Origin of the sequence: Arthrobacter sp. Y81 (assembly GCF_002929335.1) — a bacterium.
In the GTDB taxonomy this organism is placed as follows: Bacteria; Actinomycetota; Actinomycetes; order Actinomycetales; family Micrococcaceae; genus Arthrobacter.
Window position 1 is genome coordinate 175,976 of record NZ_PJIL01000009.1, and the last position, 18,743, is coordinate 194,718.

The 18,743-nt window shown below is 66.5% G+C and carries 18 protein-coding genes and 1 pseudogene; 8 read left to right on the top strand and 11 right to left on the bottom strand.

The annotated features are described in order from the left end of the window. The first annotated feature begins 36 nt into the window (after positions 1–36). Complete coding sequence (locus CXQ91_RS13915) at positions 37–696, top strand: GntR family transcriptional regulator (protein ID WP_104174497.1); 660 nt, start codon at positions 37–39, stop codon at positions 694–696. A gap of 157 nt (positions 697–853) precedes the next feature. Here the strand turns inward: CXQ91_RS13915 and CXQ91_RS13920 are convergent, their stop codons facing one another. From CXQ91_RS13920 to CXQ91_RS13945, 6 genes are all read right to left on the bottom strand, one after another. Then, positions 854–2,230 (bottom strand): DUF3100 domain-containing protein, encoded by a 1,377-nt coding sequence (locus tag CXQ91_RS13920; protein WP_104174498.1) that lies wholly within the window; start codon positions 2,228–2,230, stop codon positions 854–856. Beyond that, on the bottom strand, positions 2,227–3,450 hold the full coding sequence (locus CXQ91_RS13925; protein ID WP_104174499.1) for an amidohydrolase: 1,224 nt from the start codon (positions 3,448–3,450) through the stop codon (positions 2,227–2,229). Before CXQ91_RS13925 ends, CXQ91_RS13920 begins: the two co-directional genes overlap by 4 nt. Before the next feature lie 56 nt (positions 3,451–3,506). After that, entirely contained in the window at positions 3,507–5,054 is a 1,548-nt protein-coding gene (locus tag CXQ91_RS13930) for an aldehyde dehydrogenase (protein ID WP_104174500.1), read from the bottom strand. A 10-nt stretch (positions 5,055–5,064) separates the two neighbouring features. Further along, positions 5,065–6,117: an NAD(P)-dependent oxidoreductase gene (locus CXQ91_RS13935; RefSeq protein WP_258073985.1), complete on the bottom strand. Its 1,053-nt coding sequence runs from the start codon at positions 6,115–6,117 to the stop codon at positions 5,065–5,067. Next, the gene (locus CXQ91_RS13940; RefSeq protein ID WP_104174502.1) at positions 6,087–6,980 is read right to left on the bottom strand and encodes a MurR/RpiR family transcriptional regulator; all 894 of its coding nucleotides are present in this window, start codon (positions 6,978–6,980) and stop codon (positions 6,087–6,089) included. Before CXQ91_RS13940 ends, CXQ91_RS13935 begins: the two co-directional genes overlap by 31 nt. Positions 6,981–7,168: 188 nt before the next feature. Continuing rightward, positions 7,169–9,043, bottom strand: a complete 1,875-nt coding sequence (locus tag CXQ91_RS13945) for a Na+/H+ antiporter (protein WP_104174503.1) — start codon at positions 9,041–9,043, stop codon at positions 7,169–7,171. 179 nt (positions 9,044–9,222) lie between these two features. On the opposite strand from CXQ91_RS13945, the gene CXQ91_RS13950 reads away from it, so the two are divergent. After that, on the top strand, positions 9,223–10,266 hold the full coding sequence (locus CXQ91_RS13950) for a hypothetical protein (protein WP_104174504.1): 1,044 nt from the start codon (positions 9,223–9,225) through the stop codon (positions 10,264–10,266). 100 nt (positions 10,267–10,366) lie between these two features. Further along, positions 10,367–10,615 carry a TfoX/Sxy family protein gene (locus CXQ91_RS13955; protein ID WP_308471407.1) on the top strand — a complete coding sequence of 83 codons (249 nt, stop codon included), beginning with the start codon at positions 10,367–10,369 and terminating at the stop codon, positions 10,613–10,615. 166 nt (positions 10,616–10,781) lie between these two features. On the opposite strand, the gene CXQ91_RS13960 is transcribed toward CXQ91_RS13955, so the two are convergent. Continuing rightward, positions 10,782–11,264: an NUDIX domain-containing protein gene (locus tag CXQ91_RS13960; RefSeq protein ID WP_104174505.1), complete on the bottom strand. Its 483-nt coding sequence runs from the start codon at positions 11,262–11,264 to the stop codon at positions 10,782–10,784. Positions 11,265–11,330: 66 nt separating this feature from the next. Between CXQ91_RS13960 and CXQ91_RS13965 the strand changes: the two genes are divergently transcribed. Further along, on the top strand, positions 11,331–12,104 hold the full coding sequence (locus CXQ91_RS13965) for an oxygenase MpaB family protein (RefSeq protein WP_104174506.1): 774 nt from the start codon (positions 11,331–11,333) through the stop codon (positions 12,102–12,104). A gap of 81 nt (positions 12,105–12,185) precedes the next feature. Then, a pseudogene (locus CXQ91_RS13970) lies at positions 12,186–13,108 on the top strand (DUF817 domain-containing protein). 9 nt (positions 13,109–13,117) lie between these two features. Here the strand turns inward: CXQ91_RS13970 and CXQ91_RS13975 are convergent. Then, complete coding sequence (locus tag CXQ91_RS13975) at positions 13,118–14,377, bottom strand: hypothetical protein (protein ID WP_258073981.1); 1,260 nt, start codon at positions 14,375–14,377, stop codon at positions 13,118–13,120. 526 nt (positions 14,378–14,903) lie between these two features. Here CXQ91_RS13975 and CXQ91_RS13980 point away from each other — a divergent pair. After that, complete coding sequence (locus CXQ91_RS13980) at positions 14,904–15,167, top strand: GlsB/YeaQ/YmgE family stress response membrane protein (RefSeq protein ID WP_104174507.1); 264 nt, start codon at positions 14,904–14,906, stop codon at positions 15,165–15,167. Between the two features lie 102 nt (positions 15,168–15,269). On the opposite strand, the gene CXQ91_RS13985 is transcribed toward CXQ91_RS13980, so the two are convergent. Further along, complete coding sequence (locus tag CXQ91_RS13985; protein WP_104174508.1) at positions 15,270–16,511, bottom strand: NYN domain-containing protein; 1,242 nt, start codon at positions 16,509–16,511, stop codon at positions 15,270–15,272. A gap of 162 nt (positions 16,512–16,673) precedes the next feature. Next, entirely contained in the window at positions 16,674–16,967 is a 294-nt protein-coding gene (locus CXQ91_RS13990) for a nitrilase-related carbon-nitrogen hydrolase (RefSeq protein ID WP_258073982.1), read from the bottom strand. Positions 16,968–17,036: 69 nt separating this feature from the next. On the opposite strand from CXQ91_RS13990, the gene CXQ91_RS13995 reads away from it, so the two are divergent. Next, a complete protein-coding gene (locus CXQ91_RS13995) occupies positions 17,037–17,366 on the top strand; it encodes a TetR family transcriptional regulator C-terminal domain-containing protein (RefSeq protein WP_258073987.1) in 330 nt (109 codons plus the stop codon). Positions 17,367–17,379: 13 nt separating this feature from the next. Here the strand turns inward: CXQ91_RS13995 and CXQ91_RS14000 are convergent, their stop codons facing one another. Next, positions 17,380–18,087 carry an HAD family hydrolase gene (locus tag CXQ91_RS14000; protein WP_219816528.1) on the bottom strand — a complete coding sequence of 236 codons (708 nt, stop codon included), beginning with the start codon at positions 18,085–18,087 and terminating at the stop codon, positions 17,380–17,382. 217 nt (positions 18,088–18,304) lie between these two features. Between CXQ91_RS14000 and CXQ91_RS14005 the strand changes: the two genes are divergently transcribed. Further along, a complete protein-coding gene (locus tag CXQ91_RS14005; protein ID WP_104174510.1) occupies positions 18,305–18,685 on the top strand; it encodes a hypothetical protein in 381 nt (126 codons plus the stop codon). Positions 18,686–18,743 lie beyond the last annotated feature (58 nt).

Consider the following 18,743-nt stretch of genomic DNA (forward strand, 5'->3'; position numbering starts at 1 on the left):
GAAAGTTTCAGCGAAATTGGTTCCGGAGGGGGCAGCATGACAACCGTTGACGAGGGTGTTGGGGGCGCCCTTTCGGCCCAGGAGCTCGTTGATCTCTTGCGCAACGCGATTATCCGGGGCGAACTCGTGCCGAAGCAGCGGCTCGTGGAAGCCGACCTGGCGGACGAGTACGGGGCCAGCCGGGGCAACGTCCGCGTCGCCTTGTCCGAGCTGAGCGTCGAGGGCCTTGTCGAACGTGTCCAGAACCGCGGAGCGCGGGTGAGGGCCGTCTCCGTCGAGGAGGCGCTGGAGATCACTGAGGTGCGCGCCGCACTTGAAGCGCTGTGCGCCCGGAAGGCAGCAGAGAGAATATCCGACGCTGAATCAGAAGAACTCCGGGGGCTCGCCAAGGAGATGGAGGAAGCCGTCGAACGCGGCGACAGGGAGTCGTACTCGGCGTGCAATCAACGTCTCCACGCCAAGATCATCGCGGTGAGCGCGCAGAAAACTGCCGCGGCGACCATTCAGCGGCTGCGCGGGCAGGCCGTGCGCTTTCAGTTCCAGCTGGCGCGCCAGCCCGGACGCCCCCATGTTTCACTTCCGCAGCATCTGGCCATTATCGACGCGGTGTGCCGGCACGACCCGAACGGGGCCGCCGAGGCAATGCGGCTGCACCTGGAAAGCGTCGCGGACGCCATCCGCGCCACCAATAGCTGACCCCGCCGCTGTCCAGGATCCGTCCGCCAAGGGAGTCGGTGCGGCCGGTCGGGGCTCGGTCATGCTTCCTAGCGACGGGAGGCAACAAACGGACGACGACGGCGGGAGGTCCCGCCGTCGTCGTCCGTTTGCGTTTGCCGCAGTGCAGCGGCGGAGGTTAGTGCCAGAGCCCCAGCGCGAACTCCGCGATCACGGTGGAGAGCAGGAACGACGCGGTGATGGCGAGCAGCCCGACGGGAATGATCTTCCAGCCGATGTTTTTCAGCAGCGGGATGTCCTTGCCGAGCGACAGGCCGGCCAGGGTCAGCATGACAGTGGCGATGGACAGGAAGTCAACGGTTTTCACCATCGCGTTGAGCGGCTCGGCACCGAAGAACCACGGGCTGGAGATGAACGCCCCGATCGTGGTGATGAACACGATCGCGGAGATCTTCCGGGTGATCCTGGCCAGGAGGAGGCTGAAGAGCACCAGGGCCAGCAGGATGGCGTAGCCGCCGACGATGGACCAGCTGAATCCCTTGGCCGCGATCGAGGCCGTGGCCACGCCGAGGACGGTCAGGACCGAAAGGGAGAGCCAGAGCGGCAGCGTGATGGCTGCCGATGACGCGGCGACCTGTTCCCGGAATTTGCGGTTGGCGTCAGCCTGGGCTTCTTCCCGGTCGATGTCTGCCTGCGTCCTTTCGGCGGGGGCGCCGGACGTGACGGCAGCGGTTTCGCGGGCCGTCTGCTTGCGGGTCAGGAATCGGTAGAAACGGTCGGCGAGCGGCAGGGCCACGTAGATTCCGACGTATACGCCCAGGACCGTGGTGATCAGGTTGGAGATGGCGGCCATGGCGAGGATGGCCTCCTGGTCGCCGGGGTAGGCGCCGATGATGCTGGCTGCGGAGGCGGCCATCATCGAGCCGGAACCCACGCCCGCACCCATTGCCAGGGCCAGGGGGTCGAAGATCCTCCAGTTGGCCACGAGCGAGGTCAGCAGGGTGATGAACACGGCGCCGAAGAGGGTGCCGAAGACATACATGGCAAGGACGCCGCGGTACTGGTCGGAGTCGGGACCGTACTTTTCGGAGACCATGGCGAAGGAGGGCTCGCGGTCCAGGGAGAAGGTGGCACCGACAGTTGCCTTGCCCATGCGCAGCAGGACGGCCAGCGGGAGTGCCAGTACAACGGTTCCGAGCAGATGGCCGATCTCCTGCAGCAGCAGCGCCGGTCCGGCCTTGATGAGGCTGGGGAGGCTGGGGCCGATGTTGAAGGCAAGCCGGGCCACCAGCAGGAACACGGCCACGCCCACCAGGGCGGCCGCCACCCGCTGGAGGTCCAGGCCGAGGGGCTTGAACTTCTGGACCGAGGTCAGGAGGCCGAGGATGAGGCCCCAGACCATGGGGAAGACGATGATCGAGCCGATGCCCAGATCGATCTTCAGCTGGCCGATGAGCTGGACGGTGACGGCGATGGCGAGGGCCAGCGCCGCAACGGGAAGCGTCAGCTTGGTTCCGGCCCTGGTGACCGGAGCGGTTGTGGTGCTGGTACTCATGGTGTGACTTCCTGTGGGTTGGGGCGGCTGAACGCGGCACCGGTGAACCGCTCGCGTTCTGTGGGGGTGGTGGCGGCGGCAGCTACGGTCCAGGCCAGGGCGAGGGCGGCCTCGAACATGACCGCGTATGCCTCCGGGGTGTCTGCCAGGGCGGCGAAGGCGTGGGAGTGGATCGGCACGTCCGCGCCCGGGATGCTCAGCCACGGGTGCAGGCTGGGGATGACCTGGGAGATGTTTCCCATGTCCGTGGAGCCGCCGCTGAGTCCGGCCGAAGGTGAGGTGTCCTTGCCGAAGGAGTCCATCGCACTGGTCCAGTGGGCCGCGAGAGCATCGTCCTGGACCAGGGGTTCGTACAGCGGTTCCGTGGCTTCAATGGTCAGTTGCGTCCCGGTGGCCAGGGCGGCGCCCTCGAAGCAGCGCCGCACCCGTTCCAGCAGCGCTTCGTACTCCGGCAGGGTGAAGGCGCGGCATTCGAAGTTCACCACGGCCCGCTCGGGAATGATGTTGGTGACGTGCCCGGCCTCGGCGACGTACAGGGCAATCCTGTGGTCGCCGGGGATCTGCTGCCTGAGCAGGCCCACGGCAACCTGGCTCAGCACCGCGGCGTCGGCGGCGTTCACGGCCTGGTGCGGAGCGGCCGCTGCGTGCGCTGCCTTGCCGGTGAATGTTGCCTGGTACCGCCCCACGGCCTGGGCGCTGGTCCCGGCCGGGTTGTAGGTCAGGCCGTCCTGGACCGGGTGAACCATGAGTACCAGGCCCACGCCGTCGAAACCGCCGCGTTCGAGCATAAGGACTTTGCCGCCGCCGTGCTCTTCGGCCGGGGTGCCGATGGCTTTGAGGGTGATGCCCAGTTCATCGGCCAGCGGGGCCAGCGCCAGTGCTGCGGCAACTGAGGCTCCGGCGATCAGGTTGTGCCCGCACGCGTGGCCGATCTGGGGGAGCGCGTCATACTCCACGCACAGGGCGACGACGAGGTCGCCGCTGCCGGCGGTCGCCGTGAAGGCGGTGGGCAGGCCGCAGCTGCCGCGTTCAACCCTGAAGCCGCCCTCTTCGAGCAGCGCGGCGGCCGCCTCGGCGGAACGGGTTTCCTCGAAGGAAATTTCGGGGTTGGCGTGCATGCTCCTGGCCATGACATGGACGCTCGGTTTCCACCGGTCCACTCCCTCGCTGAGCTCAGCCCTCAGGGAATCGGCGGGTCTGGATGTGTCTGTAAGTTCCACGGGTCTCTGCCTTGCTGGTAGGAAAGGGCTGGTAGGAAAGGGCTGGTAGGAAAGGGCTAGTAGGAAAGGGAAGGGAAGGGGGAGCCCGCCGCGCGGGTGGGCACCCAGATCGCCTTGGTCTGCGTGTACTCGTCCAGCACGCCGGGACCGGAGGACCGCCCGTGGCCCGAGTCGCCGAAGCCGCCGAACGGGACGGCCACGTGGATGGTCTTGTATGAGTTGATCCAGAACGTGCCGGCCCTGACCGAACGCGCCACGTGGTGGGCCCGGGAAACGTCCGAGGTCCACACGGCCCCCGCCAGGCCGAAACTGGTGCTGTTGGCCCGGGCGATTGCTTCCGCCTCGGTGTCGAAGGCATCCGCGCCGACCACCGGGCCGAAAACCTCGGTGGTCTCCAAACGGTTCTGCGGCGTCACGCCGTCCAGCAGGGTTGGCATCACCCAGTGGCCGCCGGCCAAGGCCGAATCAGCGAGGTGCGACGGAAGCGCGGATCCGGTGATCCGGCGCCCGCCGTCCTGCACGCCGGCGTCGATGAGGGAGTTGACGGTGGCGAACTGCTGGGCGGTGATGATGGGGCCCACCTCGGTGTCGGCGCTCAGCGGATCCCCGACGCGGAGGCGGCCGGCCCGGTCCGCGACCAGCTCCACGAACCTGTCGTGCACACGCCGTTCCACGAGGAGCCGGGACCCTGCCACGCAGGACTGCCCCGCCCCGGAGAAGATGGCCGAAATGGCGCCGTCTGCCGCCCGCTCGAGGTCGGCGTCGGCGAACACGATGTTGGCGGACTTGCCGCCGAGTTCCAGCAGGGCCGGAATGCCCGCCTGGGCAGCGGCCACCGCGACGCGGCGCCCGGTGGGCACGGAGCCGATGAAGCTGACTTTGCCCACGCGGCGGTCCGATGTGAGGGCTGCGCCGACCGTCTGGCCAAGCCCCGGAGCGACGTTGAAGACACCGTCCGGCAGCCCGGCTTTGTGGGCCAGCTGTGCCACCCGGATGGTGGAGGCCGGTGTGAACTCGCTGGGCTTGATGATCACGGCGTTGCCGGCGGCCAGGGGTGCGGCGGAGTTCCAGCCGGCGGTGAACATCGGCGCGTTCCAGGGCGTGATGGCCACGACGACGCCCCACGGCACCCGCTCGGTATAGGTGTGCCAGGATCCGGGCACGGGGATGGTCTGCCCGGTGAGCTTGTCCGCCCAGCCGGAGTAGTAACCGAACATTTCGGCCACCTTGGCCGCTTCCACCCGGGCATCGCGGATGGGTTTTCCGGTGGTGGCCGATTCCAGGATGGCCAGCTCTTCGGTGTGGGCCTCCAGCGTGCGGCTGACATTCCGGAGGATGGCCGCGCGCTCAAATCCGTTGAGTTCGCCCCAGGCCGCGGCGCCGCGGACGGCGCTTTCCAGGATGTCCCGCGCCCCATCGGCGCCCGGATCGGCGTAGGTGGCGAAGGGTGCGCCGGTGGCGGCCGCGGTCAGCGTGATGCTTTCCCCGCTGCCCGGCACCACCTTGCCGTCGATGAAGGCGCCGAGGCCGCCGGGGAAAGCCGCGTCGAGGACGGCGCGGGCGGTGTCCGTTGAGGATGAACTGGGTGCTGTTGTGATGGTCACGCGGGGGTCCTTAAGCGCGGGGTGCGGTGGCTGCGGCCACGGGAATGGCGGGAGTGCCGGCGCGGGTGATGGCGGGGGCAACCATGCGGGCTATTTCGGTGAAGTCGGCGGCGGGGCCGAGGGCGGCCAGGGCTTCCTGCCACTGGCCGACGACGGCGGCGAGCAGGGCGGGGTTCTCGCCCTTTTGCCGGGCAACGTCCACCGCCAGGGCGGCGTCGCGGGCCATAAGGCCCAGGGCGAAGCCGGAATCGTGGGTGCCGGAGAGCACCCAGTTGGGGTACATGTTGGCGGAGACTTTGCTGCCGCCGGAGGCTGCGCTGATGCTGGCCGCGGCGGTGCCCGGATCGATGCCGTAGGCCTTCGCGACGGCGAGGGCTTCGCCCACGGCCACGAGGTTGGCGGCGGCCAGGACGTTGTTCAGCAGCTTGACGACGTTGCCGCTGCCCGGGCCGCCGATGTGGCTGTATTTTCCGCCGGTCAGTGCGTTCAGCACGGGCTCGGCCGCGGCGAGGGCTGCTTCGCTGGCTCCGACGAAGGCGCTGAGGGAACCGGTGGCGGCGCCGTCCCGGCCACCGGAAACAGGCGCATCCACAAACGCGGCGCCGTTCGCTTCGGCCAGGGATGCCATTGCCGCGCTGGTGGCCGGTTCGGAGGTGGTGGTGTCAACGATGGCGACGGTTCCGGGGGCGCTGAACAGGCCGGACACGGTGGCTTCGACAACCGCTGCCGACGGCAGGGAAAGCACCACGTAGGGCGTTCCGGCCAGCGCGTTGGCCTCCTTCACCGTGGCAATGCCGCGTGCCTCGGCGGCTGCCCTGGCGGCTTCGGAGGGGTCGAAGCCAGTGACCTGCCAGCCGGTCCGGTGCAGGGTGTCTGCCATGGCTCCACCCATCGCGCCGAGGCCGATGACGGCTATGCGGCGGTCGATGCTGGTGTTCATTGGATGCTCCTTGGGGTGTTGCTGAAGTTCGGAAGAGGTGTGGGACGGATGGACGGGCCGGTGATGGAGGCGCTCCCGGTCCTGGAATGCGCTTAGTCCAAGAAGATGTCCAGGTCTTTCCAGAGCTGCTGGGTCCGGCGGATGGTTTCGCGGCTGCGTTCGGGGTGGGCAGCCTCCATTCCGGTCAGCAGGCCATAGACCGCCGAGTTGGCTGCCGTGACGGACTGGAAGAAGGAGATGCCTTCGGAGGCGACCACCAGCAGGTGGTCTGCGATCGTGGCCAGGCGGCCGCGTCGCATGTCGCTGATGGCCACGACCTTCACGCCGGCCTGATGCGCCGCCTCCGCTGCGGCGATGATCTCGCGCATGGAGCGCCACATGTTGATCACCACCAGGACATCGCCGGGGCCGAGCCTGTTGACGCTGGAGGCGAGGTGGACCCCGCCGCGGGGCTCCAGGGTGATGGGGTAGCCCATGATGGTTCCCAGATGTGCCATGACGCTGGCCGGGCCAGCGAAGGAACCCATGCCCACCACGGTGATCGACCGTGCCTCGGCCAGCGTCGCGATGGCTGACTGGGCCTCGTCGGCGGTGTTCGCGTCGAGGGTGAGGCGGAGATTTTCGATGTCGTGGTTCAGCGCATCGTGGAGCGGGCTGCGGTGTGCGCCGTGTTCCACCAGGGTGTCCTCGGTGGAGATCATCACCAGGTAGCGGGCGCGCAGTTCGCGCTGGAGGTCCGGCCAGCCGCGGTAGCCCAGGTGCTGTGCGGCCCGGACCACGGTGGAGTTGTTTACATCGGCACGCTGCGCGATCTCCGCGATGTCCGCGTAGGAGGACAGCTGCGGATTGCGCACGATGACCTCCACTACCCGGCCCTGGGCTTTGGTCAGGAGGACGTCCGGCAGGGCGTCGCCGAGCCAGGCGGATGCCGGATCGGAGGCGCCGTTGCTGCTGGCGGAATGACCGGGCGATGCCGAACTGGACACGGCGGGAACTCTTCTCTGTAATCTGGATCACTCTGCAATGGCGTTTGCATCAAATGTACTATGCAATTTGGATTGCAGTAAGAGTTTTGTGTTTCCGGGCTGTTAAACCTGGCTGGCCAACGCGGACCCCCAGCCCTTAGGCATCCCCAAAGCCGCCGCGGCCCGGCCGGCGCCGCGCGCGTCCCTGGTCACCCCAGCAGGTCGTCCTCGTAGCACCAGCGCCAGTTTTCGCCGGGTTCGATGCTCCGCATCACCGGATGGCCTGTCGACCCGAAGTGCCGGGAGGCATGGTTTCCCGGGGAGGAATCACAGCAGCCCACGTTTCCGCAGTCCAGGCACATCCTGAGGTGTACCGTCGTCGTGCCTTCCAGTGCGCAGCCCGCGCAGTAGGGGTCCGGCGGGACCTGCGGGTCCGCCGCGGACTCCAGGTGGCCGCATACGCCGCCCGGCCTCGCGATGCCCTCTCCGCCGCCCCCGCCGGAGGCGTCCAGCTCATCCAGCGAGGCGTCGAGCATCGATTCCTCGACGTCCAGCCGGTCCAGGACTTCACTGAGGACCTCGTGGGCGTACTGGCCGCCGCTCCGCAGTTCCAGTACCTTGGCCCGCTCGGCTTCCAGCATGGCGAGCCGCAGCTGGGCGTAGCGCTGGCTGGGAGTCGCCGCTTCCGACGTCGGGCGGCCCAGCCGTTCCCACGCCGCCAGCCCGCGCTCCTGGGTGCGCCGCTTCAGCATGGCCACGACCTCCGGCGGATCGTTGTCGGTGCGCATTTCCTGCAGCCGCTCCACGCCGGCGGCGGTGGCCAGCTGCATCAGCGAGGCCTGGTTCAACGCGTCCTCGCGCGGGTCCGGGCCCCTGACCCGCAGGAGCCGGACCAGCGGCGGAAGGGTAAACCCCTGCAGCGTGAGCGTCCCGGCGACCACCACCATGGCAGCCAGGATCAGCACGGATCGGTGCTCGAGGTCAGCGGGCAGCACCAGTACCGCAGCCAGGGTCACCACGCCGCGCATGCCCGCCCAGGACACAATTGCGGCGAACTGCCACGGCGGCGCCGGGTCGTTGCGCCGCACGGACGGGATCAGCCGGGGCAGGTACGTCGCGGGAAAGACCCAGACCGGCCGGAGCAGCAGCACTGCCAGCAGGATGACCGCACAGCCCGCCCAGATGCGGGCCGCGCCGAGGGAGTCATCCTGGACACCGTCGATGATGGTCCGGACCTGCAGTCCGATCAGCAGGAAAACGGAATTCTCCAACAGGAACTGCACTGTGTTCCAGTTGCTGCGCTGGCTCAGCCGTGCGGCGCCGTTAGGCATGGACGGCGCCTTGGTTCCCATCACCAGACCGGTAACAACGACGGCGAGGACACCGGAGGCGTGGATCGCTTCGGCCGGCAGGTAGGCGACGAACGGCGCCATCAGCGACGTCGACGTGTTGATGGCGACGTTCCGGATCCGTTTGCGGAGCTGGGTCAGCACGTAGGCCGCGGCCAGGCCGACCACCAGGCCGCCGCCGGCCGCGAGAAGGAATCCGCCGGCGATTCCGGCGGCGGACACGGACCCCGCGATGGCGGCGATCGCAGCGCGGAGGCAGACCAGGGCGGTGGCATCGTTGACCAGTGACTCGCCCTCGAGGATGGTGACAATCCGGCGCGGCATCCCCACCTTCCGCGCGATGGCGGTCGCGGCCACCGCATCCGGCGGCGCCACCACGGCGCCGAGGGCGATGGCGGCGGCCAGCGGGATCTCCGGAAAAAGCCACCAGACCACGTAGCCCACGGTGATGGTGCCGAAAATGACGTAGCCAACCGAGAGGAGCCCGATGGCGCGGCGGTTGGAGCCGAAGTCGAACAGCGAGGTCCGCAGCGCCGCGGCATAGAGCAGCGGCGGCAGCAGGCCCACGAGGACCAGTTCCGGGTTGAGGTCGATAGGCGGAACGAACGGGAGGAAAGAACCGGCGACGCCGGCCAGCACCAGCAGCAGCGGCACCGAAACGTTGAGTTTCCTGCCCAGTGCACTGCCGGCGCAGACCACCGCCACGAGAACAAGCAGTCCCAGGGCGATCTCCATTGGGCCATTCTCTCAGGCGATAAAAGGGCAAGACGGTGTGGCGACACTTTCCGTTCACGGAACCGAAACCGTGCGGTTCTCGCACGTTATTCCGCAGCGGGCACTCTTTTCACGCACCCCTCGTCCAGCGCCTGGTCGCTTGAGCCGAAACCCGTTGAGTCGCACCAAGGAGAACTTCCGTGCTCGTGAAAACCACCGTCACCGCCGTCGTGGCGCTCATGTCCCTGACCGGGTTTGCAGGCCCGTCCGCTGCCGCCAGCGCCAGCGACGACCCCGCCAGCCAGCAGGCATTCAGCTTTGGCGTCATCGGCGACATCCCCTACGGCGATGCCGAAATCGCCAAATTCCCCGCCCGCATCCAGGACATCAACGCCGACAGCAGCCTGGGCTTCGTCGCCCACGTGGGTGACATCAAGAACGGGTCGTCCGTTTGTTCGGACGAGTACTTCGAACATATCCGCGCCGAGTTCGACTCCTTCGAGCATCCGCTGGTCTACACGCCCGGTGACAACGAGTGGGTGGACTGCCACCGCGGAAACAACGGCGCCTACAACCCGCTGGAACGGCTGGACAAGATTCGGGAGGTCTTCTTCGACGCTCCGGGCAAGACCCTCGGGGAGACGATGCCCCTGAAGAGCCAGGAAGCCCTCGGGCTGCCGGAGAACGTCCGTTTCACAAAGAACCGCGTGGCATTCTCCGTGGTGAACGTCCAGGGCAGCAACAACTCGCTCCTGCCGTGGACCGGCATCGGTGAAACGGCAGTCACCCCCGATCAGCAGGCCGAGGTGGACCACCGGACGAAGGCCGTCCTGGAACAGGTGCGGGACACGTTCAGCGACGCGACCCGGCGAAACGACAGGGCTGTGGTCCTCATGACCCAGGCGGATATGTTCGATCCTTCACTGCTCGACGCGGCCACCGCCAACCCGGACTCGGTCTCGGGCTTCCGCGAGATCGTGGCGACGATTATCGAGGAAACGAACCGCTTCGACGGCCCGGTCTACCTCATCAACGGCGACAGTCACGTCTTTGCCGAAAACAAGCCCCTTGCCGAAGGCTCGCCCTGGCTGAAGATCTACGGCCAGGAAGCCGGTGATGACCTGCAGCGCATCACCGTGGACGGCTCAGCCAACGCCACGAATTACGTCAGGTTCACAGTGGCGGCAAACGGCGCGTCCGGCCCCGGCGTCCTGTCTTGGGAAAAGGTCCCCTTCCGGCCGTAGCCCGGCAAGAACAAAACAGCGGACGACGACGGCGGGACGGCCCGCCGTCGTCGTCCGTTGCTGGGGTGATAATGAAGGCCCCGGACCGGAAGGCGTCTTCATGGAAATGGCAAAGCCCACTGAGGCTGAAAAAGAGCAGTTCAGATTACTGGTGACAGGGCTGCCGGGCATCGAGGTCAAGCCGATGTTCGGGAATCTGGGCGCCTTCGTCAACGGGAACATGTTTGCGGGGCTTTTCGGCCCGACCCTGGGCCTGAAGCTCGCGGATGCTGACCGCGACGAGCTGACGACGAGCCGCGAAACCCTTCCCTTCGGACCAGCGCTGAACGGCCCATGGGCGGCTATGTAGGGCTCCCGGTCCAGGGCCCGGCCGAAGTGATTGAGCCGGGGCTGGCCCGGGCACTCGCATATGTCGCCGGGCTGCCGCCCAAAGCGCCGAAGAGTCCCAAGCCGAAAAAGTAACGAACGACGACGGCGGGACGTCCCGCCGTCGTACGCTGGCCCGTGAGTCCGCGTCACCTCAGGAAGCCGCTGTCCCGGAGACTCTGAACGAGCGCGTCAAGGATGGGAAGCTGGCCTTTCACGAGCTTGGTGCGCGCCTCCGTTTCGTTAAACCAGCGGGCGTCGTCGATCTCGGGATAATGCTTGATGATGCCGGACCCCCTGGGCCATTCCAGCGGGAATGTGTTGCTGACGATCTGTTCGGGCCGGAAATCCCACTCGGCTGCGAACACGGTGATGACCTTGCCTGACGGCTGCCGGAAGGAGCCCAGTTCGATGTAGTCGGCCGGCGGTGCAGGAGTGCCCATTTCCTCTGCGAACTCGCGCCGGGCCGCCGTCAGGGCGTCCTCATCCTCCGGGTATTCGCCCTTCGGGACGGACCACGCATGTTCGTCCTTGCGGGCCCAGAAAGGTCCGCCCATGTGGGCTATCCAGACTTCCACCCGGGCCGCGGGGGTCCACCGGTACAGCAATAAGCCTGCGCTTCGAACCGTCATGGTGCCTCCTGTTCCAAGGCTATACGCGGGCGGCGCCGAGGGTCGGCTCTCGGGTAGTGTGTGGGCATGGTGCGTGGACTTGCCGACTTGGGAGCAGAAGGCGTTCTGGTGGCCGGGGCAGGGCGGGCTATTCTGCTGCAGATCGCGAACCCGGCGGTGGGTCACGGCGTGGCCGAGCACAGCAATTTCGCAGATCGTCCGCTCGAACGGCTTCGCGCCACCCTGACCTACGTGTATGCCGTGGTGTACGGGACTGAGGACCAGGTGGCAGCAGTGCGCCGCAGCGTGAACCGCGCCCACGGCCCCGTCTGCCGCAAGCCCGACGCCGGCTCCGCAGGCTACAGCGCCTTCGATGCTCACGCCCAGCTCTGGGTAGTGGCAACCCTGTACGACACCGCCGTCACCGTCTACGAGAGAATCTACGGGGCGCAGGACGACGAAGTCGCGGACTTCATATACCGGGACTACGCGCGGCTCGGCACGGCACTGCAGCTTCCCGCCGAGCTGGGGCCCGCGGACCGTGAGGCCTTCGGCAGCTACTGGGCGAACTGCCCGCAGGGTCTGGAGGCCGACGACGTCATGTCACGCGTGGTGCGCAGCCTGCTCTATCCGCGTGATCCCCGGCTTTGGCAGCGCGTCGTCATGCCGTTTGCGCGCTTCATCACCGCAGGCCTCCTGCCGGACCGGCTCCGGCAGGGCTTCGGGCTACCGTGGACTGAACGTCACGGCCGCTGGTTCGACCGCACGATGCGGTGGTCCGCCGTGGTCTATCCGCGGCTGCCGCGGCGGGTCCGCCACTGGCCCAAGAACTACTGCCTGGGCCGGCTCGGCGCAGCCTAGATTCTGCAAAGGCCCGTCGCCGGGCCCACGTCCGGCGGGGAAAACCAATGTTGCCACTCGTGGCGGGGGAACGAGGTATCAGTGCGGAGTTTCACATCCGTAGAGCTCTTGATCGATGAGCGCGCTCACCAATTCCTGGACAAGGGGGCCCTGCCGGTGGCGCCCGCTCCAGGCTCACCGAGTTTGTGGTTTTCGGCCTCAGGCAGGGCTGGGCCTGCATCTTTGGGGCCGCGCTCCTCGCCGTGCTTCTGGCGGCACGCCTTTGGTACCCGGACGACGCCGGTTTGGCCAGGAACGACTTCCTGGCCCTCGCCGCCGTCGTCATCCAGATCCTGATGGTGGCCACTCGCCTGGAAACGGTCCGCGAGCTGAGGGTTATTGTTCTGTTCCACATTGTGGGGACGGTGATGGAGCTGTTCAAGACCGACGTCGGCTCGTGGTCCTATGAGGCCGAAGGGTTCCTGCGCATCGGGGCGGTCCCGCTCTTCAGCGGCTTCATGTACGCGGCCGTCGGTTCCTACATGGTGCGGGTCTACCGGCTCTTCGACCTGCGCTTCGCCGGGTACCCGCGGCGGTGGATCACGGCGATCGTTGCCGCCGCAATCTAGGTGAACTTCTTCACCCACCACTACATCTGGGACGCGCGCTGGGTGCTGCTGGCCGCCGTCGTGATCGTCTTCGGACGGTGCGTCATGCACTTCCGCGTGTTCCGCCGGACCTTCCGGATGCCGCTGGTCCTGGCGTTCCTGCTGGTGGCGCTGTTCATCTGGATTGCCGAGAACATCGCCACCTGGTCGGGAGCCTGGCTCTACCCCAGCCAGGTGGACGGGTGGCACATGGTGTCGCTCGACAAGCTGGTTTCGTGGTTCCTGCTGATGATCATCTCGGTGGTACTGGTGGCCTGGGTGTACAAGCCGAAGCTGCCGGAGACGACGGAGGACGCCACCGGTGAAACCAATCTGCATCTGGTTCCGGGTGGAGGGGGCACACGGCCTCCATTTTGAGCGCTGGCTCTACAGCCCGGCATGGGAGAACACGCTGCCGAAGAATGCCGCCAGCCGGTCGGCGGTGGCCTGGGCTTCGTCCTGTGAGGACGTCCTGGTATTGGCCTCCACCGACAACGTCCCCTTGCGTGCGCCGGCACGGACGTGCCATTCGCCCGTCCCGTCCGACAACTGATAGGCGACGGCGTAGCTTGAGTCGGCGGCAAGGGTTGTGTTCAGCTGCGAGAAGGCCGACCACTCGCGCGAGCTGCCGCCAAGAATGTCCTCCTGGATCGTCGTGCAGTCACGGAGTGCGCCGGCCCGGGTGTCGAACGGATAAGGCGGCGCCGCCGTCGTCGGCATGCTGATCACGCTGAACTCCGTGTAGTCCATTTTGCTGGCACCTTGGGTCTGCCCCTGGCCGAGGACCGCGCCCAGGAGGGAGCCGTAATATGCTTCGTCGTTGTAGGTGCATGGCGGCACCGGCCCCTGCGACGAAGGGCCCGCGGAGGTGCCGGGCACCGGGCCGATGACCGAAGCGCCGGGCAGTGCCACGGGACTGCCGTCCGGTCCGGTGACGCCCTTGAATAGTGCCACCAGATCGTCAGCCGTGCGGGAGTTGGGCGGCGGCGGGGCAACCGTCGGCGGCTTTGTCACCGCCTGGTCGATGAGTTCCTTGGCCAGGCCAGCCATGGAGTCGAGGGCCGGTTTCGCGTCGGCCTCGGAGTTGACCTCGGCAACAGCGAGACTCAGGGTGATGGACATGGTTCCTGCAAGCACCCTCAGTCCGACTGAGCCGTAATCCCCTGGCCCCTTCGGCTTCGTGGTCTGCATCAAGCCGTGCTGTTTCTCGGCGACCGGGGGAGCCGCCAGTAACCGGACAGCGTACGTTGAGATCCGGCCGGACTCCGTTGACGCCAGGTCAAACTGGCTGCAGCGGGCCGCCAGATCGTCCGTGTAGCCGAAATCTGCTTTGGCGATGGCATCCTTTTCCGCGCTTCGCAGTGTGATCATGATGGTGGTGGCCGGTCCCGACTGCGCGCCCATCGGCATGGCGCCCTCTGCGAAGTTCACGCTCTTGTCGGCCCACCTGACGAACGGGTTTTGGGGGACGAATGCGATGCACTCGCTGGGTGTTGTCTCGGTGCTGACCTGGGGGAAGGAGCCGCTGGAGGCTCCGCTTCGCTGGCGGGCGGAGTCCTGCGCCGTGGGAAACTGCAGCTTCCGGTTCTGCGCTACGCCGTTGATGATCGCCACGAGTTCCTGGTCCGTAAAGACCGCCTCCGGCACCCCGGTTGTTCCAGGCCCGCTTGATGAGGACGCGGGCGGCGTCGTAGCTGTCGCGGTAGGCGACCCGTCCGACGGACTTGCGCCCGGCGTCCCGCCCCCGGATGAACATCCCGCCAGAGCCAGCAGGGCGGCCGCGGCGCACGCGATCCACCGTCCACCTTTCGTGCCCGCCCTGAGCGCACCGCCGGTTTCGATTCCACGAACGGGCATCATCGGCCTCCCTTGCCAGAAGCCAAGGCTATGATTCGGCAGGCATACCGGCTAGGGTATTTTGGCCTCAGGCACGGTAAGCTGCCCCGTTAGTTCCCCGAGGTGCGTAGTCCGTGACGGCGATGCACGTAGGTGGCTGCAAATTCGGGTGGCAGCCACTCGAGACGGGCCCGGGGAGAGTCCCTAGAATCCACTCACCGGCAGGTGCCGGCAACCTGGACCGCGGAGGGCAGCAGGCAACGGGCATGACCCGCCCAGCAGGACTTCCTGCTCCTGCCGCAGCTAAGCGGTTCTCTCATTCGGAAGGAAGCTCGTCATGGGAATACTCGGTTTTCTCCTGCTCGGCTTGATCGCGGGAGCTATCGCAAAGGCCATACTTCCCGGCAGACAGGGCGGCGGCTGGGTAGTCACGATGGTTCTGGGTGTGGTCGGCGCCATCCTTGGCGGATGGATCGGCTCGCTGGTCTTCGGCGGCGGCCTCGCTGAGTTCTTCGATCTCAGGACCTGGCTGCTGGCTATTCTGGGCGCCGTGATTGTGCTGGGCATCTTCGGCGCCGTGACGCGTCGAAGCAGGGCCTGACCGCGCGGTCCGTGAGGCCCCACACCGAAGCAGGCCGAGACAGGCGACGGCGGTTCCTCCCCGCCGTCGTCCCCTCACTGACGTCTGCTCCAGGGAAACTAGCTAGGCCTCCAGATAGCCGCCGCTGGCCCAGCGCCGCAGGGCCGCCTTCTCGGCGTCGTCGAACTCCATCAGCGCCACGCGGCAGAGTTCCTCCACGTCCTCGGTCCAGGCCGCCGCCAGCCCTTCCGCCGTCGCATTCTCATTGAGCTGATAATTGACGTAGCCCAGGCCTTGAATGACGAAGTTCACGGCACCGCGGGACACGGGCTGGCCGGCTGTGACACAGTCGTCCCGGACGAGCCTTGCCAACTCGTTGCGGTTGGCCGGCGGCTCACGAAGCCTCGCCGCCATGGCCAGGAACATCTGCCGGAACTGGGCTGCGGAGAGTGCGGGCACATCGGTGACCCTGGCAACCCGTTCTTCAATGCCGGATTCGACGTCTGCTTCGGTGGGCAGATCGTCGCTGGAGAACCTCTGCGCGTCCCAGACCCAGCCGCCGCGCGTAGCCGTGTATTCAACACCCTGGCCGATCTGGGCCACCCAGGTTCCGAACTTCCCGTAGCCGCCCCAGTCAGTTTTCAGGGAGGGATCGGCTGTGAGTGCCCGGTGGGCCACCATTGCCCCGACGACCGGGCCCGGCGCAGTCCGGACGAAGTCGCAAACCTCCTTGACCGCGGCGGAAGCAGTCTTTGCCCTGGGCTTCGCCTTCGGCGCCCCCTCCGCCCGCTGCGGCTGGACGGATGCCACCGCGTGGATCGGCTCCACCGTGGTGCCGTTCAGGATGGCCACAAAGTCGTGGGACTCCACCACGTTGTCCGCCATCTCGCGGTATGCGAAGGCTACGGCGCCGGCGGCGATCACCGTGGTCATCTTGTCGGCGGCCCGGAATCGCTGGATCAATGATGTGAAGTCGGCGTCGGCCGACGCGATGAAGAACTCGTCGATGCCGCCGCTCCCGGAGAGTGTGTCCATCGCGTCCAGCACAAGGTTGATATCGGTGCTGCTCTTTCCGCGTTGCGTCAGCGACGGGCAGTCGATCACGCGAAAACCCGCACGCGTCCAGTACGTCCGGTACTTCGAGTACACCACCGGATTCAGGTAGCAGTTCCGGATCAGGAAGCGCCGGGCGCTCTCGCCCGAGCCCGCGGCGGACAACGCGTCCGCCCAGTGCTTGGGGTCTTCCGCGAACCGCTTCGCCGCCGCCGGATCGAGGGCCTGCAGGCCCGTGAAAACGTTGTCGAAGTCAACAAACATGGCGGCCCGGATGCCGGGGCGTCGGGAGGGGGAGCGCGCGTCTTTCATTGGCTTAGTGTGCCAGCAACCCGGGGCACGTGGGAGCTTTTCTGCAACGCGCCCGACGCCAGATCCGGCTACGCCGGGCACTCTGTGGGGAACGCGCCCAAAGCAAGCGGACGACGGCGGGGGAGGTCCCGCCGTCGTCCGCCCGCCGTTGCCGGCGGTGCTTTAGCTCCATTCAGGCGGCTGGAAGCTCGCTCCACCGAACATGGGGTAGGCGAGGATGCCGCGCTGGTCCTTGAGCTGGGACCCGGGTTTGTTGATTCCGAACGTCCCGTAGCGCCGGGCCTGCGTCACCCGGTCCAGGTCCAGGACGCCGTAGAGGATCTCCTCCCCGCCCCGGGCCTGCTGCATGATGGTGCCCTCCGGATCCACGATGACGCTTTCGCCGACCCCTGAAGGGTCCGCGCCGTTGACGTTCACCACGAAGACCTGGTTGACGAAGGCATTCGCCCGGGACATGACCACTTCCATTTCCCGGTCCCGACTGCCAGGCTCGCGGCCGCGCTGCAGGCCGGCATCTCGGGCGGCCTGGAGGACGACGCCTCACGGATTCTCTACGAGTACTGGTCCCACTCCCTCCGGAACGCGGAACTGCGGCGCATCCAGGAGGAGTTCACCAGGGCGCAGCAGTCAAGCTACGAGGGCATCATTGCCGAAGGAATTGCCGCCGGTGAATTTCATCCCGTCCTGGAGCCGGCGGACATTGCCCGCATCATCGTCGCCCAGGAGGACGGGCTGGTCATGGACGTGCTGTCCGGGGTGGCGAGCAGCCGCGATGTTTTCGAGCTCAACGCGCGGCTCGCGGCGGTTCTCCTCGCCGTGGACCCGGCAAGGCTGCTCGAGCCCGCCCGAACGTAAGTGACCAATATCTTTAGTCACGCTCGTTCAACGCCGGGGCGCCGAGAAGAAGGGGAGACAATTCCGCGAGGTTTTGGATTGTCCCCGGACGCCTGGTGCCCTCCCGGTCGAGATGGATGGCTTGTAGTCCCGCGTTCCGGGCTCCTTCGATATCAACCCGGTAGTTGTCCCCGACATACAGGGTCTGGGCCGGGGATATTTGCATGCTTCTGCAGGGCTGCGTGAAAGCCTCTGGCGCCGGTTTGGCGTGGCTTGTTAGTTCCGAGCTGAAGATCCGGTCCAGCAGCGGTTTGAGGCCTATCCTGCTGATTTTAGAGGCTTGCTGGTCGTGGTTCCCGTTGGTGACGACGCCCACCGGCATACCGCCGGCCCGTAGGCTCTGCAGTGCGGGTGCCGCGTCCGGAAACGCTGTCCACGCTTCCTCGTATTTCTGGAGGTAGACGGCGAATAGTTCGTCGAGTTGGGTGTCTGCTTGGGGAACGGTAAGCCCGGCTAGAGGGAGGTACTGACGGAGGCGTTCACGGCGCTGCTCGTGGAATGAAAGTTCCTTGGCGAGGAACCGGTCAAAGTTGATTTGCTCGATCTCAAACCACGAACGTGTCAGTTCGTCGGAATGCTCCGTCCCGAGATGTCGAAGGAATGCGTCCACTCCGGCGCCGGCAGATGTCGGATGATCGAACAGGGTGTTGTCCAGATCGAACAGGACAGCTCGAATTTCCACCCACTAAGCGTAGCGGCCTGTCGTGCTTCATCGCTCAGGCTGCATTACGGAGAGCCTGCAGACGACTTGAGATAGCCGTCGTCAGCTTCACGCCAGTCCTCGATATGGGACTGTGCCCATTTGACTTGCATCACCTTGGTGGGGTTCGTAGCCTAGACCCCGCTTCCGCGCCCAGTAATGGTCGCGCGGTAATGCACCCGCTCAACCGAGGATGCTGATGAACACGAAAGTCACCACCACCACTGTACGAAACTATTGGTTGGCATTGGCCGCTATGTACGGGCTGACCCTCAGCGCTGTAGCAATGGCCGAATGGCCGTGGCCGTTGATTATGGGGGCCGCCTTCATCCTCTTCGGCGTCCTGCACGGCCTTCGATACCGTCAGGTAGGCCGAAACGTCCAGGGCAAGCTCGCCACTGCCAGCCCCGGAGTAGGCGTCGCGGGAGGCATGTTCGGAGCCGCCGCGATACTCATCCACGGCACTCCGGTTGCCATCTGGGCAGGGCCACTCTTGGGCGTAGTCACCGTCCTCGGCATGTACCTGTACCTTCACCGTTTCGGACGGTTTTACGGGGATCCCTCAGAAACAGCCACCTGAATGGAACGCAGTTAGCCCTGCACGGATGACACCTTTCCTCTGGGATGATTGCGGCTTT